This window comes from Streptomyces sp. NPDC002306 (assembly GCF_053593435.1).
Window position 1 is genome coordinate 158,130 of record NZ_JBSFCK010000009.1, and the last position, 13,847, is coordinate 171,976.

At 71.6% G+C, this 13,847-nt stretch carries 13 protein-coding genes; 10 read left to right on the plus strand and 3 right to left on the minus strand.

Translation table 11 applies throughout. The annotated features are described in order from the left end of the window. Positions 1-52: 52 nt before the first annotated feature. Together ACWCQK_RS20055 and ACWCQK_RS20060 are read right to left on the minus strand one after the other, a co-directional pair. Entirely contained in the window at positions 53-1,708 is a 1,656-nt protein-coding gene (locus tag ACWCQK_RS20055) for a hypothetical protein (RefSeq protein ID WP_451156603.1), read from the minus strand. Between the two features lie 222 nt (positions 1,709-1,930). Further along, positions 1,931-4,129, minus strand: a complete 2,199-nt coding sequence (locus tag ACWCQK_RS20060; RefSeq protein WP_451156605.1) for an elongation factor G-like protein EF-G2 — start codon at positions 4,127-4,129, stop codon at positions 1,931-1,933. Positions 4,130-4,379: 250 nt separating this feature from the next. On the opposite strand from ACWCQK_RS20060, the gene pgsA reads away from it, so the two are divergent. The 7 genes from pgsA to ACWCQK_RS20095 all read left to right on the plus strand — a co-directional run bounded on the left by pgsA (position 4,380) and on the right by ACWCQK_RS20095 (position 10,686). Further along, a complete protein-coding gene (pgsA, locus tag ACWCQK_RS20065; protein WP_451156872.1) occupies positions 4,380-5,129 on the plus strand; it encodes a phosphatidylinositol phosphate synthase in 750 nt (249 codons plus the stop codon). Further along, positions 5,126-6,034: a phosphatidylinositol mannoside acyltransferase gene (locus ACWCQK_RS20070; RefSeq protein ID WP_451156607.1), complete on the plus strand. Its 909-nt coding sequence runs from the start codon at positions 5,126-5,128 to the stop codon at positions 6,032-6,034. Before pgsA ends, ACWCQK_RS20070 begins: the two co-directional genes overlap by 4 nt. Next, positions 6,031-7,197, plus strand: a complete 1,167-nt coding sequence (locus ACWCQK_RS20075; RefSeq protein WP_451156609.1) for a glycosyltransferase family 4 protein — start codon at positions 6,031-6,033, stop codon at positions 7,195-7,197. Before ACWCQK_RS20070 ends, ACWCQK_RS20075 begins: the two co-directional genes overlap by 4 nt. A gap of 302 nt (positions 7,198-7,499) precedes the next feature. After that, complete coding sequence (locus tag ACWCQK_RS20080) at positions 7,500-8,042, plus strand: hypothetical protein (protein WP_451156611.1); 543 nt, start codon at positions 7,500-7,502, stop codon at positions 8,040-8,042. 316 nt (positions 8,043-8,358) lie between these two features. After that, on the plus strand, positions 8,359-9,273 hold the full coding sequence (gene pdxS / locus ACWCQK_RS20085) for a pyridoxal 5'-phosphate synthase lyase subunit PdxS (RefSeq protein WP_451156613.1): 915 nt from the start codon (positions 8,359-8,361) through the stop codon (positions 9,271-9,273). Positions 9,274-9,279: 6 nt separating this feature from the next. After that, a complete protein-coding gene (pdxT, locus tag ACWCQK_RS20090) occupies positions 9,280-9,885 on the plus strand; it encodes a pyridoxal 5'-phosphate synthase glutaminase subunit PdxT (protein WP_451156615.1) in 606 nt (201 codons plus the stop codon). 48 nt (positions 9,886-9,933) lie between these two features. Then, a complete protein-coding gene (locus ACWCQK_RS20095; protein WP_385785774.1) occupies positions 9,934-10,686 on the plus strand; it encodes a YebC/PmpR family DNA-binding transcriptional regulator in 753 nt (250 codons plus the stop codon). A gap of 75 nt (positions 10,687-10,761) precedes the next feature. Here ACWCQK_RS20095 and ACWCQK_RS20100 read toward each other — a convergent pair whose 3' ends face one another. After that, the gene (locus ACWCQK_RS20100) at positions 10,762-11,064 is read right to left on the minus strand and encodes a hypothetical protein (protein WP_385785777.1); all 303 of its coding nucleotides are present in this window, start codon (positions 11,062-11,064) and stop codon (positions 10,762-10,764) included. Positions 11,065-11,393: 329 nt separating this feature from the next. Between ACWCQK_RS20100 and ruvC the strand changes: the two genes are divergently transcribed. The 3 genes from ruvC (at position 11,394) to ruvB (ending at position 13,727) form a co-directional block, all read left to right on the plus strand. Next, the gene (gene ruvC / locus ACWCQK_RS20105; protein ID WP_451156617.1) at positions 11,394-11,924 is read left to right on the plus strand and encodes a crossover junction endodeoxyribonuclease RuvC; all 531 of its coding nucleotides are present in this window, start codon (positions 11,394-11,396) and stop codon (positions 11,922-11,924) included. Next, positions 11,921-12,526, plus strand: coding sequence for a Holliday junction branch migration protein RuvA (gene ruvA / locus ACWCQK_RS20110; RefSeq protein ID WP_451156619.1), 606 nt, complete (start codon positions 11,921-11,923; stop codon positions 12,524-12,526). The genes ruvC and ruvA overlap by 4 nt, the downstream gene beginning before the upstream one ends. 130 nt (positions 12,527-12,656) lie before the next feature. After that, the gene (ruvB, locus tag ACWCQK_RS20115; RefSeq protein ID WP_451156621.1) at positions 12,657-13,727 is read left to right on the plus strand and encodes a Holliday junction branch migration DNA helicase RuvB; all 1,071 of its coding nucleotides are present in this window, start codon (positions 12,657-12,659) and stop codon (positions 13,725-13,727) included. The last annotated feature ends 120 nt before the right edge of the window (positions 13,728-13,847 follow it).

Below are 13,847 nucleotides of genomic sequence, written 5' to 3' on the forward strand. Positions count from 1 at the left end.
CCTCGGGCCGATGTGCGGACGGGAGCGGTGTCGGTTCTCGGCCGCCGGAGGCCTACGCGTCGTAGAGGTCCGCCTTGCGGGGCGAGAGATCCTGCGCCGACGTGCTGAGGAACGCCGACCGCGAACCGAACTTCTCGATGTTCACGCCGTTCTCCTCCAGGACCCGCAGCGCGGCGGAGTGGACCACCCGCAGCACCGGTGCGGCCGCGCGCAGCGCGTCGTCGGCCATGAAGCGGTGCCGCCACGGCTGGTCCGCCCACGCGTGCCGCAGACCGAACGGCTCGGGTAGTCCCACGGTCCCCCCGAGCCACTTCAGCATCGGCGGATACCAGGTGAGCGGAGCCCGCACCGCGAGCCGCACCACCTCGTTGGTGGTGACCAGCGGCAGTTTCACCGTGCGGGTCTCCCAGGGCTTGAGGGACTTCGTGACCTGCTTGCTCGGTGCCTCCGGCTTGGTGGTGAACAGCGGGTTCACCGGGCCGAGCGCATGGCCGGTCACCTCGATGCGCAGGGTGGAGTGCAGCACGGTCACCGTGATCAGCATGGTGATCACCAGCTGCCCGTCCCACAGCGTCCACTGCACTCCGAGGTAGTGCCGGTCACCGGCGCCGAACTGCTGCTTGTTGCAGATCTCCTGTATCGCGTGCGGCTTGACCTGGTAGGCCTCCACGTCCGTGCCCTCCGGCCGGGACACCGCCTTCGCGTTCTCGCCGATCGGCGTGACGACCCAGTGTCGTATGGACGCCTTCGGGAAGCCGCCGGTGTTCAGCGGGCCGCGCTCCAGCATGCGCAGCTGGTCGTGGATGGAGCGGATCACGTCCCAGCTGCGGAACGGGTGGATCTCCCGGCCGGCGTCGGCCGGCTGGAGGTCCTCGGCCAGCTGCCAGGCACCCCAGCGGGTGCCCATGCCGAGGATGCCCTTGGGGCCGGCGTAGAAGACGGAGTTCGACTGCTGCTCGGCGCTCAGCTTGGCCAGCGACTGGCGCAGCCCCTCGGCCGCGGTCTCACGGGGGCTGCTGGGCACCGCTTCGGGGACCTTGGCGCCGACGCTGCTGCCCGACAGCAGGCCGTCCCAGCGCTCGCGCAGGTCCTTGGCGGTGCTCTCGCAGACCCGGCGGGCCAGCACCCAGCCGACCACCGGCATGACGGTCGCCGCCCGGGCGTACCACGCCCAGAAGCCCGTGAACGGCATACGGATCAGGAAGATGACGGCGAGGGCGCCGATCGCGACGAGCAGGGTGGTGCCCAGGGCCGATGCCCTCTTGTCGTCGCGCCGGTCGATGTTGGTCCGGATGACGAAGACCAGCAGCCAGACCAGGAGCCCCGGCAGGAAGAGCAGGCCGCACAGCACCATGATCGCGCTCAGCCGGTTGTCCCGGTCCCGGCGGATGTTGTTGGCGGCCAGACAGTGCTCGACGACGACCTGCGGCTCGGTGCCGAAGGACTGGATGAGCGGCTTGCGGCCGCTGCCCAGCATGCGGTCCACCACCGCCCGGGAGAAGGCCTCGCCGAGGTTGGGCCGGAACAGCGAGACCTTCCCCGCGTTCACGGTCGACTGGTGCCAGTCGTTGTCGGCCTTGGTTATCTCCTCGACCGGGTTGTCCCGGTAGGCCGCCGAGGCCAGCGCGAAGGTGGCCGTCTGACCCTCGTCGCCCGTACGCGGCACCTGTGGTCCGAAGATGTCGCCGTAACCGCTGCCAACGGTCATACCCGTCCCCCCAACGCCGCCCGTGCCCGCACCTGCGGCCTTCCCGACTTCCCGGCCCCGCACACCTGTTGATCAGGTCATCAGCGTATCCGCAGGCAGCGGCGTTCGTCGGCGGACCGCGGAAGCGGTCCGCCGACCCGGAGGGGAGCATTCCAGCGCGCCCGGTCGCACGACGGCGTACTGCCCTCGTGCGCACGCCGGTTGGGCGCTCTCGCGCGCCGACTACGAGACCCGCTCCGCCTGTTCGCGCACCCGCTCCGCGACCTGCGGCGGCATCGGCTCGTGCCGCGCGTACGTGCGGTTGAAGCGCGCGGTGCCGTGCGACAGCGACCGCAGGTCGACGGCGTACCGGCCGATCTCGATCTCGGGCACCTCCGCCCGGACGAGAGTGCGCCCGGTGCTCACCTGCTCGGTGCCGAGCACCCGGCCGCGCCGCCCGGACAGATCGCTCATCACCGCGCCCACGTAGTCGTCGCCGACCAGGACGGTCACCTCGGCCACCGGCTCCAGCAGGTGGATCCTCGCGTCGGACGCGGCTTCCCGCAGCGCCAGCGCGCCCGCCGTCTGGAACGCGGCGTCGGAGGAGTCCACCGAGTGCGCCTTGCCGTCGCGCAGCGTGACCCGGATGTCGACGAGCGGGTGGCCCGCCGCGATGCCCCGGGCGGCCTGGGCCCGCACGCCCTTCTCGACCGACGGGATGAACTGCCGGGGGACGGCACCGCCGATCACCTTGTCGACGAACTCGATGCCGGAGCCGCCCGGCAGCGGTTCGATCTCGATCTCGCAGATGGCGAACTGCCCGTGCCCGCCGGACTGCTTCACATGCCGGCCGCGCCCGGCGGACCGGGCGGCGAACGTCTCGCGCAGGGAGACCTTGTACGGCACGACGTCGACCTGGACGCCGTAGCGGCTGCGCAGCCGTTCCAGGGCCACGTCCGCGTGGGCCTCCCCGAGGCACCACAGGACCACCTGGTGGGTGTCCTGGTTCTGTTCCAGGCGCATCGTCGGGTCCTCGGCCACCAGCCGCCCCAGGCCCTGCGAGAGCTTGTCCTCGTCGGCCTTGCTGTGCGCCTCGATGGCCAGCGGCAGCAGCGGGTCGGGCATCTGCCACGGTTCCATCAGCAGCGGGTCGTCCTTGGCCGAGAGCGTGTCGCCGGTCTCCGCCCGGCTCAGCTTCGCCACGCACGCGAGGTCGCCCGCGATGCACTGCGACAGCACCCGCTGCTGTTTGCCGAACGGCGCCGACAGGGCGCCGATCCGTTCGTCGACGTCGTGGTCCTCGTGGCCGCGGTCCGCCAGCCCGTGCCCGGAGACGTGGATCGTCTCGTCCGGACGCAGGGTGCCGGAGAAGACGCGGACCAGGGAGACCCGGCCGACGTACGGGTCGGACGCCGTCTTCACCACCTCCGCGACGAGCGGCCCGCCGGGATCGCACGGTGTCAGCGCGCGCTCCCGGCCGTCGATGGTGGTGACCCGCGGCGCCGCGCGCTCCAGGGGCGTCGGGAAGCCCCGCGTGATCAGTTCGAGCAGTTCGACCGTCCCGATGCCCTGCCGGGCGCCCTCGGCCGCGGGGGCGGCGGCCAGCACGGGGAAGAACGTCCCGCGCGCGACGGCCCGCTCCAGGTCCTCCACCAGCGTCTTGACGTCGATCCCCGCGCCGCCGAGGTAGCGGTCCATGAGGGTCTCGTCCTCGCTCTCCGCGATGATCCCCTCGATCAGCCGGTTACGGGCCTCCTCGAGCCCGGGCAGGTCCTGCGGCCCCGGCTCGGACTCCTTGCGCTCCCCGGACGAGTAGTCGAAGAGCTTCTGCGACAGCAGCCCGGTCAGCCCGGTCACGGGCGCGTGCCCGTCGGGCGCCGCCGGGCCGTGCAGCGGCAGGTACAGCGGCAGCACGGCGTCGGGGTCGTCCCCGCCGAACGCCTCCGCGCAGATCCGTGTCATCTCGACGAAGTCGGCCCGGGCCGACTCCAGGTGCGTGACGACGATCGCGCGCGGCATGCCGACGGCCGCGCACTCCTCCCACACCATGCGGGTCGAGCCGTCCACCCCGTCCGAGGCCGAGACGACGAAGAGGGCCGCGTCCGCTGCACGCAGACCGGCCCTGAGTTCACCGACGAAGTCGGCGTATCCGGGGGTGTCCAGGAGATTTATCTTGATGCCGTCCCATTCGACGGGCACCAGGGACAGCTGTACCGAGCGCTGCTGCCGGTGTTCGATGTCGTCGTAGTCGGAGACGGTGCCGCCGTCCTCCACACGGCCCGCCCGGTTCACCGCTCCCGCGGTCAGCGCGAGAGCCTCCACCAGAGTCGTCTTGCCCGATCCGCAGTGGCCGACCAGCACCACATTCCGTACGGACGCGGGGTGGTCGGCCGCCGTAGCCCTGCCGGCGGCTCCGGGGTGTGCGTTCGCCTTGTCGCCCATGATCCTGCCTCCCGTGCACGGTGAGGTCACTGTGGGCGCGGGCATCCCGGATCCGCGTGTGGTGGCGGCTCCGATGGCGCCCGCGGTCCTTCGAGCTTTCCACTCCTGTCACGGTGCGTCCATACGGCGGACGCGATCCCGCCACCCGGCCGGGGCGGCGGATCCGCGACCCGGCCGTGACCCGTATGCCGTCAGGACGTGACACGGCCCATGGGTGCCCGCCCGTCGCACGTGAGCGCGCGTGGCTACGATGGGCCAGCCGGTGGCCAGCAGGGGCCGCTCGGCCACACCGACCCTCGGGAAGGCCATGCTGAACAAGTACGCGCGTGCATTCTTCACGCGTGTCCTCACACCGTTCGCCGCGTTTCTCATCCGGCGGGGCGTGAGCCCCGACACGGTCACGCTGATCGGCACCGCCGGCGTGATGGCGGGCGCGCTGGTCTTCTACCCGCGGGGCGAGTTCTTCTGGGGCACGATCGTCATCACCCTCTTCGTGTTCTCCGACCTCGTCGACGGCAACATGGCCCGCCAGCTCGGGCGCACCAGCCGCTGGGGCGCCTTCCTGGACTCCACGCTCGACCGGGTGGCCGACGGCGCCATCTTCGGCGGCTTCGCCCTCTGGTACGCGGGCAACGGCGACGACAACGTCCTGTGCGCCGTCTCCATTTTCTGCCTGGCCAGCGGCCAGGTGGTGTCGTACACCAAGGCGCGCGGCGAGTCGATCGGCCTTCCGGTCGCCGTCAACGGGCTCGTGGAGCGCGCCGAGCGGCTGGTGGTCTCGCTGGTCGCGGCCGGGCTCGCGGGCCTGCACGAGTTCGGCGTGCCCGGCATCCAGTACCTGCTGCCCGTCGCGCTGTGGATCGTCGCCGTCGGCAGCCTCGTCACGCTGATCCAGCGCGTCGTCACGGTCCGCCGGGAGTCCGCGGAGGCGGAGGCCGAGGCCGAGGCCGCCGCGGCCGGGCAGGGGAACACCTCACGGGGGAGCGGGGCCGCGAAGTGAGCGCCCGGGAGCGGCTGACGGACGCGCTCTACGGCCTCGGCTGGGGCACGGTCAAGAAGCTGCCCGAACCGGCCGCCGTACGGCTCGGCCGGACCGTCGCCGACCTCGCCTGGAAGCGGCGAGGCAAGGGCGTCCAGCGGCTGGAGAGCAACTACGCGCGCGTGGTGCCCGACGCGAGCCCGCAGCGCCTCGCCGAGCTCTCGCGCGCGGGGATGCGCTCGTACCTGCGCTACTGGATGGAGTCGTTCAGGCTGCCGACCTGGAGCGCCGACCGGATAAGGAACGGCTTCGACCCCGAGGACGTGCACCACCTGACCGACGGACTCGCCTCAGACCGGGGCGTGATCCTCGCGCTGCCGCACATGGCGAACTGGGACCTGGCCGGCGCCTGGGTCACCACCCGGCTGGAGACGCCCTTCACGACGGTCGCCGAGCGCCTGAAGCCGGAGACGCTGTACGACCGTTTCGTCGCCTACCGCGAGGGCCTCGGCATGGAGGTCCTGCCGCACAGCGGCGGCACCGCCTTCGGCACGCTCGCGCGACGGCTGCGCGACGGCGGCCTGATCTGCCTGGTCGCCGAGCGCGACCTGTCCGCCTCCGGCGTCGAGGTCAAGTTCTTCGGCGACACGGCCCGGATGCCCGCCGGCCCGGCCCTGCTCGCCCAGCAGACGGGCGCGCTGCTGCTGCCCGTCACGCTCTGGTACGACGACTCACCGGTCATGCGCGGCCGGGTCCATCCCCCGATCGAGGTGCCCGAGACAGGCACGCGGGCCGAGAAGACGTCTGTGATGACACAGGCGCTGGCCGATGCCTTCGCCACCGGGATCGCCGACCATCCGGAGGACTGGCACATGCTGCAACGGCTGTGGCTCGCGGATCTCGATCCCGGGAAGGGGCCCTCGTGAGGATCGGGATCGTCTGCCCGTACTCGTGGGACGTGCCGGGCGGCGTCCAGTTCCACATCCGCGACCTCGCCGCCTACTTCATCCGCCTCGGCCACGAGGTGTCCGTCCTCGCGCCCGCCGACGACGACACCCCACTGCCGCCGTACGTCGTCTCGGCGGGCCGCGCGGTCCCGGTGCCCTACAACGGTTCGGTGGCCCGGCTGAACTTCGGCTTCCTGAGCGCCGCGCGGGTACGCCGCTGGCTGCACGACGGCGAGTTCGACGTGATCCACATCCACGAGCCGACGTCGCCGTCGCTGGGCCTGCTGGCCTGCTGGGCGGCGCAGGGCCCGATCGTGGCCACCTTCCACACGTCCAACCCGCGCTCCAGGGCCATGATCGCCGCCTACTCGATCCTCCAGGCAGCGCTGGAGAAGATCAGCGCCCGGATCGCCGTGAGCGAGTACGCCCGCCGCACCCTCGTCGAGCACCTCGGCGGGGACGCGGTGGTGATCCCCAACGGCGTCGACGTCGACTTCTTCGCCGACGCCGAGCCCAAGGCCGAGTGGCAGGGCGACACGATCGGCTTCATAGGGCGCATCGACGAGCCCCGCAAGGGCCTGCCGGTCCTGATGCGGGCCCTGCCGAAGATCCTCGCCGCCCGCCCGCGGACCAGGCTCCTGATCGCCGGACGGGGCGACGAGGAGGAGGCCGTGGAGATCCTGCCGAAGGAGCTGCGCTCCCGGGTGGAGTTCCTCGGCATGATCAGCGACGAGGACAAGGCGCGCTTCCTGCGCAGCGTCGACCTGTACGTGGCGCCCAACACCGGCGGTGAGAGCTTCGGCATCATCCTCGTCGAGGCGATGTCGGCGGGCGCCCCGGTCCTCGCCTCCGACCTGGACGCCTTCGCGCAGGTCCTCGACCAGGGGGCGGCGGGCGAGATGTTCGCCAACGAGGACGCCGACGCGCTGGCCGAGGCGGCGGTGCGCCTCCTCGGCGACCCGGACCGCCGCGCCGAACTGCGCGAGCGGGGCAGCGCCCATGTCCGGCGCTTCGACTGGTCGACGGTCGGCGCGGACATCATGTCCGTCTACGAGACGGTCACGGCGGGCGCGGCGGCCGTCGCGGCGGCGGACGACCGAAGCCCGGGTCTGCGAGCACGCCTGGGCCTGGCACGGGACTGAGCGGGCGGGACGACGGCACGACGGGTCGCGGGTCGCCGTCTGCCGACGGGTGGGGGCGGAATCGGGCTGCCGTCCACGACGGCCTTCTCCGCGCTTGCTCAACTGTTCGGCGGCCGGTTCAGGGCGCACGGGGGGTCTGGGGGTCCCCGGTGGGGGCCCGGGCGAAGTCGGCTCCATGGCGGGTGCTCGGGCGGGGCGGGACGCGTGGCCGGAACCCGAGCGGAGTCGGCCCGGCTGCCGTCGCCCTCGGGCGGTCCCTCCACCCTGGGTGATCGGGGTTGCCCCCGGTAGCCTTGCCGCCCGTGACCGCAACCCTGATCTGGATCCTCGTCGCCCTCGCGGCGATCGGCCTGTACCTCAGCTGGACCGCGGGCCGGCTCGACCGGCTGCACGCGCGGATCGACGCGGCCCGCGCCGCGCTCGACGCCCAGTTGCTGCGCCGGGCCTCCGTGGCCCAGGAACTGGCGACCTCCGGGGTGCTCGACCCGGCCGCGTCCATCGTGCTGTACGAGGCCGCGCACGCGGCCCGGCAGGCGGAGGAGGAACATCGCGAGGTCGCCGAGAGCGAGCTGAGCCAGGCGCTGCGCGCCGTCTTCGCGGTCCCGCAGCAGGTGGAGGCCGTGCGCGAGGCGCCCGGGGGAGAGGCGGCGGCGCGCGAACTCACGGAGGCCGTACGGCGGGTGCCGATGGCCCGGCGCTTCCACAACGACGCCGTGGGAGCGGCCCGCAGACTCCGGCAGCACCGCAAGGTGCGCTGGTTCCGGCTCGCCGGACACGCCCCGTTCCCCATGGCCTTCGAGATGGACGACGAGCCGCCGAGCGCCCTGACCGACCGCGCGGTCTGAGACCGACTGCCCGGTCTGAGACCGTCCGGCCTGTCGCGCCAGGGTCCTCCGGCCGGTCGCCTCAGGGTCCGTCCGGCCGGTCGCGCCAGGGTCCTCCGGCCGGTCGCCTCAGGGTCCGTCCGACCGGTCGCGCCAGGGTCCTCCGACCGGTCGCCTCACGGTCCGTCCGACCGGTCGCGCCCGAGGTTCACCGGCGTCGGCCGAGGTCCGCCGGGCCAAAAGGATCCACCGCCTTCGCATTGGCCCTTGCTGTGGCCTGGTCCAATCCCGTTTCTTTAGTGCTGCACAAATCCTCTTCACCGAGTGAGGTCACCCCGTGTCCAGCACGATCCCCACCCCCGCCCAGGCCCCCGAGACCGGCACCGCCCGCGTGAAGCGCGGCATGGCCGAGCAGCTCAAGGGCGGCGTGATCATGGACGTCGTCACGCCCGAGCAGGCCAAGATCGCCGAGGACGCGGGAGCCGTCGCCGTCATGGCCCTGGAGCGGGTCCCGGCCGACATCCGCAAGGACGGCGGCGTGGCCCGGATGTCCGACCCGGACATGATCGAGGGCATCATCGACGCCGTCTCGATCCCGGTCATGGCCAAGTCCCGCATCGGCCACTTCGTCGAGGCCCAGGTCCTCCAGTCGCTCGGCGTCGACTACATCGACGAGTCCGAGGTCCTTACCCCGGCCGACGAGGTCAACCACTCCGACAAGTGGGCGTTCACCACCCCCTTCGTCTGTGGCGCCACCAACCTCGGTGAGGCCCTGCGCCGCATCGCCGAGGGTGCCGCGATGATCCGTTCCAAGGGCGAGGCCGGCACCGGCAACGTCGTCGAGGCCGTCCGCCACCTGCGCCAGATCAAGAACGAGATCGCCAGGCTGCGCGGCTTCGACAACAACGAGCTGTACGCCGCCGCCAAGGACCTGCGCGCCCCGTACGAGATCGTCAAGGAGGTCGCCGAACTCGGCAAGCTCCCGGTCGTGCTGTTCTCCGCCGGTGGTGTCGCCACCCCGGCCGACGCCGCCCTGATGCGTCAGCTCGGCGCCGAGGGCGTCTTCGTCGGCTCCGGCATCTTCAAGTCCGGCGACCCGGCCAAGCGCGCCGCCGCCATCGTGAAGGCCACCACCTTCTACGACGACCCGAAGATCATCGCGGACGCGTCCCGCAACCTGGGCGAGGCCATGGTCGGCATCAACTGCGACACCCTCCCCGAGGCCGAGCGCTACGCCAACCGTGGCTGGTAAGCACTGATGAACACCCCTGTCATCGGCGTCCTGGCCCTTCAGGGCGACGTGCGGGAGCACCTGATCGCCCTGGCCGCGGCTGACGCCGTGGCCAGGCCGGTCCGGCGTCCCGAGGAGCTCGACGCCGTGGACGGCCTGGTCATCCCCGGTGGCGAGTCCACCACCATCTCCAAGCTGGCCGTCCTCTTCGGCGTGATGGAGCCCCTTCGCGCGCGCGTGCGCGGCGGCATGCCCGTCTACGGCACCTGCGCGGGCATGATCATGCTCGCCGACAAGATCCTGGACCCGCGTTCGGGCCAGGAGACCGTCGGCGGCATCGACATGATCGTGCGGCGCAACGCCTTCGGGCGCCAGAACGAGTCCTTCGAGGCGGCGGTCGACGTCGACGGCGTCGAGGGCGATCCTGTAGAGGGCGTCTTCATCCGTGCCCCCTGGGTCGAGTCCGTGGGCGCCGAGGTCGAGGTGCTCGCCGAGCACGGCGGCCACGTCGTCGCCGTACGCCAGGGCAACGCGCTCGCCACGTCGTTCCACCCGGAACTCACCGGCGACCACCGCGTGCACGCTCTGTTCGTCGACATGGTGCGCGCGAACCGGACACCGGAGTCCTTGTAGGATCTCTGGGGTTCGTACAGAGTTGGGTAACGCGAAGGAGACAGGCAGATGTCCGGCCACTCTAAATGGGCTACGACGAAGCACAAGAAGGCCGTGATCGACGCCAAGCGCGGCAAGCTCTTCGCGAAGATGATCAAGAACATCGAAGTCGCGGCCCGTACCGGTGGCGCCGACGTGTCCGGCAACCCGACGCTGTTCGATGCCATCCAGAAGGCCAAGAAGAGCTCGGTCCCGAACAAGAACATCGACTCCGCGGTCAAGCGCGGCGCCGGTCTCGAGGCCGGCGGCGCCGACTACGAGACGATCATGTACGAGGGTTACGGTCCCAACGGTGTCGCCGTGCTCATCGAGTGCCTCACCGACAACCGCAACCGCGCGGCCTCCGACGTGCGCGTCGCCATGACGCGCAACGGCGGCAACATGGCCGACCCGGGCTCCGTCTCGTACCTCTTCAACCGCAAGGGCGTCGTGATCGTCCCCAAGGGCGAGCTGACCGAGGACGACGTCCTGGGTGCCGTGCTCGACGCGGGCGCCGAAGAGGTCAACGACCTCGGCGAGTCCTTCGAGGTCCTCTCCGAGGCCACCGACCTGGTCGCGGTGCGCACCGCGCTCCAGGAGGCCGGCATCGACTACGACTCCGCCGACGCCAACTTCGTCCCGACCATGCAGGTCGAGCTGGACGAGGAGGGCGCCCGGAAGATCTTCAAGCTGATCGACGCCCTGGAGGACAGCGACGACGTGCAGAACGTCTTCGCCAACTTCGACGTCAGCGACGAGGTCATGGCGAAGGTCGACGCCTGATCGCACCGGACAGACGGAACGGCCCGCCGAAGTCTCCTTCGGCGGGCCGTTCGTCATACGGCGTGCGGCGCCGGATCAGCCGTCGATGCTCTTCACGCTGCCGGCGTGCTTGATGTGGCCCTTGCCGTCGGCCGCGACGGTGGCGGCGCGCATGACGTCGACCCGGCCGTCCTTCCACCAGATGTTGATGGTGGCCTTCTTGTCGCAGATGTTGTGGAAGTAGACGGTCGTCGTCGAGACGCCGTCGGCCCACGACCAGTTGAAGCAGCCGCTGCGGCCGGTGTGCTTGGAGTCGGCCGCCGCCTGTGCGGGAGTCGCGACAGCCAGGCCGGCCAGCAGGACGGACGCGGTCACGGCAACCTTCGCTATGGAGCGCATGGATTCCCCGGTTTCTTGTGTGATGTGGTCGAAGCGAACGTCAGTTCGCTCGAATGCGCACAGTGGTCAGCTGCGCACGTCGCCCCGGAAGCTATAAGTGATCAAGGGCGCGAAGCAATCGAAAAAGCCCGCCGCGGCCCGCGTTTCTGATGACTTGTCGGATATGGGGGATCATCTGAAGATGATCTTTTACCTTCCCTTTGGGGATCTCGCGCGGCCGCTCCGGTGTCCTGGACCAAGCCCCCCGGCCCCGGCGGCCTCGCGTTGTCGGTGCCGCCGGATAGCCTGGCGCGGCAGGACGGACAGGGGCGAGGAGGAGAAGGAGCGCGGTGCGCGTACTCGGTGTGGATCCAGGACTGACCCGATGTGGTGTCGGAGTCGTCGAGGGCGTCGCGGGACGGCCGTTGACGATGTGCGGCGTCGGTGTCGTGCGTACGCCCGCGGACGCGGACCTGGGGCACCGGCTCGTGGCCGTCGAGCAGGGCATCGAGCGGTGGCTGGACGAGTACCGGCCCGAAGTCGTCGCCGTGGAGCGGGTGTTCAGCCAGCACAACGTCCGGACGGTGATGGGCACCGCCCAGGCCAGCGCGGTCGCCATGCTCTGCGCGGCCCGACGCGGCATTCCCGTCGCCCTGCACACCCCCAGCGAGGTCAAGGCCGCCGTCACCGGCAGCGGCCGAGCCGACAAGGCACAGGTCGGCGCCATGGTGACCCGTCTGCTGCGGCTCGACGCACCACCCAAGCCCGCCGACGCGGCCGACGCCCTCGCCCTCGCCATCTGCCACATCTGGCGGGCCCCCGCGCAGAACCGACTCCAGCAGGCCGTGGCCCTGCACGCATCGAAAGGCCGTACGGCATGATCGCCTTCGTGAGCGGCACGGTCGCCGCCCTCGCCCCCGACACCGCGGTGATCGAGGTGGGCGGAGTCGGCATGGCCGTCCAGTGCGCGCCGAACACGCTCTCGACGCTGCGCCTCGGCCAGCCCGCCAGACTCGCCACCTCCCTCGTCGTCCGGGAGGACTCGCTGACGCTGTACGGCTTCGTGGACGACGACGAGCGCCAGGTGTTCGTGCTGCTGCAGACGGCGAGCGGCGTCGGCCCGCGCCTCGCGCAGGCGATGCTCGCCGTGCACACCCCGGACGCGCTGCGCCGGGCCGTCGCCACGGACGACGAGAAGGCCCTCACCGCCGTCCCCGGCATCGGCAAGAAGGGCGCCCAGAAACTCCTGCTGGAACTGAAGGACCGGCTGGGCGCGCCGACCGGCGCGCCCGCCGTGGGCGCGCCGGTCACCAGCGGCTGGCGCGACCAGCTGCACGCCGCTCTCATCGGCCTCGGCTACGCGACCCGGGAGGCGGACGAGGCCGTGTCCGCCGTCGCCCCCGAGGCCGAGGCCGCAGGGGAGACCCCCCAGGTGGGCCGGCTCCTGCGGTCGGCGCTGCAGACGCTGAACCGAGCCCGCTGACCCACCGCGACGCACCCCGCCGAGCGACCGCGCCCCGCACACCCCACGCGGGCCGGTCCCGGGCCGCCGCACCGCGGCGGGCCGGCCCCACCGAGTCACCGCGCATCCACGAGACCCCGAGGCACACTCCATGAACTGGGACGACCCGACCGACGACACCGCCGCCGAGCGGCTGGTGGGCCCTGTCGCCGACCGCGACGACCAGGCCGTCGAGGCCGCCCTGCGCCCCAAGGACCTCGGCGAGTTCATCGGCCAGGAGAAGGTCCGCGAACAGCTCGACCTGGTGCTGCGCGCCGCACGGGCGCGCGGCGCCACCGCCGACCACGTGCTGCTCTCCGGCGCCCCCGGCCTCGGCAAGACCACCCTCTCCATGATCATCGCGGCCGAGATGGGCGCCCCCATCCGCATCACCAGCGGCCCCGCCATCCAGCACGCCGGCGACCTCGCCGCGATCCTGTCCTCGCTCCAGGAGGGCGAGGTCCTCTTCCTCGACGAGATCCACCGCATGTCCCGGCCCGCCGAGGAGATGCTCTACATGGCCATGGAGGACTTCCGCGTCGACGTCATCGTCGGCAAGGGCCCCGGCGCCACCGCCATCCCCCTCGAACTGCCCCCCTTCACCCTGGTCGGCGCCACCACGCGCGCGGGCCTGCTGCCGCCCCCCCTGCGCGACCGCTTCGGCTTCACCGCGCACATGGAGTTCTACGAGCCCGCCGAGCTGGAGCGCGTCATCCACCGCTCCGCGAACCTGCTCGACGTCGAGATCGACACCGCGGGCGCCGCCGAGATCGCCGGCCGCTCCCGGGGAACGCCCCGCATCGCCAACCGCCTGCTGCGCCGGGTCCGGGACTACGCGCAGGTCAAGGCCGACGGTTTCATCACGACGGAGATCGCCGCGGCGGCCCTGGCGGTCTACGAGGTCGACGCCCGCGGCCTGGACCGCCTGGACCGGGGCGTCCTGGAGGCGCTGCTGAAGCTGTTCGGCGGCGGCCCGGTCGGACTGTCCACGCTGGCGGTCGCGGTCGGCGAGGAACGTGAGACCGTGGAGGAGGTCGCCGAACCGTTCCTCGTGCGGGAGGGGCTGCTGGCCCGTACCCCCCGCGGACGGGTGGCCACGCCCGCCGCCTGGGCGCACCTCGGCCTCACTCCGCCCCGCTCCGCCACCGCGGGAAACGGACAAGGGGACCTGTTCGGGGCGTGACGGCGGGGGACAGTGGCCGGGCCTGGAACCCAGGTGCCATGCTGAGCGTTGTTCCATGCATGCGGACTCGCTTAGACTCCGCCGATGCCGCCACTGACAGGCGGTACACATACCCCCAAC

Bases quoted from the DNA above. Each gene is read 5' to 3' on its own strand.
- ACWCQK_RS20100 (WP_385785777.1), bottom strand. From the start codon at position 11,064: ATGCGCTCCATAGCGAAGGTTGCCGTGACCGCGTCCGTCCTGCTGGCC.
- ruvA (WP_451156619.1), top strand. From the start codon at position 11,921: ATGATCGCCTTCGTGAGCGGCACGGTCGCCGCCCTCGCCCCCGACACC.
- ACWCQK_RS20060 (WP_451156605.1), bottom strand. From the start codon at position 4,129: ATGGGCGACAAGGCGAACGCACACCCCGGAGCCGCCGGCAGGGCTACG.
- pdxT (WP_451156615.1), top strand. From the start codon at position 9,280: ATGAACACCCCTGTCATCGGCGTCCTGGCCCTTCAGGGCGACGTGCGG.
- ACWCQK_RS20055 (WP_451156603.1), bottom strand. From the start codon at position 1,708: ATGACCGTTGGCAGCGGTTACGGCGACATCTTCGGACCACAGGTGCCG.
- ruvB (WP_451156621.1), top strand. From the start codon at position 12,657: ATGAACTGGGACGACCCGACCGACGACACCGCCGCCGAGCGGCTGGTG.
- ACWCQK_RS20095 (WP_385785774.1), top strand. From the start codon at position 9,934: ATGTCCGGCCACTCTAAATGGGCTACGACGAAGCACAAGAAGGCCGTG.
- pgsA (WP_451156872.1), top strand. From the start codon at position 4,380: ATGGGCCAGCCGGTGGCCAGCAGGGGCCGCTCGGCCACACCGACCCTC.